The sequence below is a fragment of the Nonomuraea aridisoli genome, assembly GCF_003236395.1.
In the GTDB taxonomy this organism is placed as follows: domain Bacteria; phylum Actinomycetota; class Actinomycetes; order Streptosporangiales; family Streptosporangiaceae; genus Nonomuraea; species Nonomuraea aridisoli.
This window is the reverse complement of sequence record NZ_POUD01000543.1, coordinates 1-1,627: the sequence shown is the minus strand read 5'-3', so window position 1 is coordinate 1,627 and position 1,627 is coordinate 1. Positions and strand designations below refer to the sequence as shown.

Below are 1,627 nucleotides of genomic sequence, written 5' to 3'. Positions count from 1 at the left end.
GGCCATGGCCACCCCCACGCCGGACCCCGACGAGGAGCGCCGCCGCATCCAGACCGCCCGCCTGCTCGCCTACCGGGACGACGGCCCCCTAGCCCATGTCCTGGCCGGCAAGATCGGCGCCGGCCTGCCCCCTGTGCCGGCCACGCTCGTGGCCCTGCTGGCGGTGGTCGCCGTCTCGGTGGCCGGCCTGCTGGAGCCGGGGCCCATGCTGCTCGTGCCGGTGGCCGTCATGCTGCTGCTCGTGCTGCCCACGACGCCGCGTGACCACCTCGGCCGCCTCGACTGGCTCACCCCGCCGCTGCTGCGCGGCGCGGAGTTCTTCACCATCGTCGCGGTCGGTCTCGCGGCCGACGCGCCGAAGTGGCTGCTGTTCGTGCTCGTCTACGTCGTCGGCTACCACACCTATGACACCGTCTACCGCACCCGGCAGAGCATCTGGCCGCCCGCCTGGGTCTTCCACGCGGGTCTCGGATGGGAGCTGCGGCTGCTGATCATCGGTCTCGGCGCGGCGTTCGACGTGCTGACGCCGGTGCTGGCGGTGCTGACGGCGTACCTGTTCGTGCTCTTCGCGGTGGAGAGCGTGACGAGCTGGGTGCGCCTCGACAAGGCGTCCGCCCAGGCCGGCGCCGACGCCGAGCAGGACCTGGAGGCCTCCCCCGAAGAGGCCATGGAGCAGGCCAAAGGCGACGAGAAGGGCTGAGTCCCCGCTTCCTCACCCCTGCGGCGCCGCACACCCCGTGCGGCGCCGCTTCGTGTATTTCCGGCATCGGTACGCCGGTCCATCGCCGATTCGACCGCCTAGGCTGGATTTCAGGGACATGTGAGCCGGGTGCCGGTCGGAGCCAGGAGACGCGGATGGCGTTCTTGTCGCGGCTGTTCAATCGGGGCGACCCGCTGGCCGAGCGGGAGGAGGCCCGCCGTCAGGGGCGCAAGGACGCCCGCAGCCACCCGCTGGGCGAGTTCACCGACCCGGACTTCCAGCCCGCGTACGTGACCGAGATCCGCGCCCGGGCCCGCGAGCAGATCACCGAGGTGGACCGGCGGCTGGCCGCGCGGCGTACGGCGCTGCTGGAGCGGGCGCTCGGCGAGCGGGAGGTGATCCTGCGCGAGCTCGGTCGCAGCGACACCCGCCCGCAGCCGGCCGCGTACGCCAACGGCCACGACGGTGACGGGTTCATCTCGATCGCGGAGGCCAGGGCGCGGCGGGCGGAGGCACGGCGGCGGGCCATGGTCGAGGAGTCGAACGCCGGCGTGCAACGCGCCAGGGCCCGGCTGGAGCACCTGACCCAGGAGTGGGAGAACGCGCTGGCCGAGCGCGACCACGAGGTGGAGGCGGTGCACGCCAGGGCCGAGCAGCTCATCGCGGCGTACAAGAGCGGGGTGCTGCAGGCCCATCCGCGGCGGGAGGAGATCCCGTCGTTGTGGAAGGGCGAGGTGATCGCGGTGGACGCGCCGGGCGGCGGCGCGGCGGCGGGCTCGGGGCGCGAGGAGATCGCGCGGATCTTACGCGAGGTCGAGCAGCGCATCGAGGTGTGGCACGCGGAGGTCATGCCCGCGCACCCACGACCCCAGCTCACCCCGCCCGACCCCGAGCCCGCCGAAGAGACCACCGAGGACGTCCCCGAAC

General features: G+C 73.3%; 2 protein-coding genes. Both read left to right on the top strand.

What is annotated here, in order from left to right; all coding sequences use genetic code 11:
- On the top strand, positions 1 to 700 hold a 700-nt coding region (locus C1J01_RS47920; protein ID WP_328589761.1), incomplete at its 5' end, for a DUF5941 domain-containing protein.
- Positions 701 to 855: 155 nt separating this feature from the next.
- On the top strand, positions 856 to 1,627 hold a 772-nt coding region (locus tag C1J01_RS47915), incomplete at its 3' end, for a hypothetical protein (RefSeq protein ID WP_146616039.1).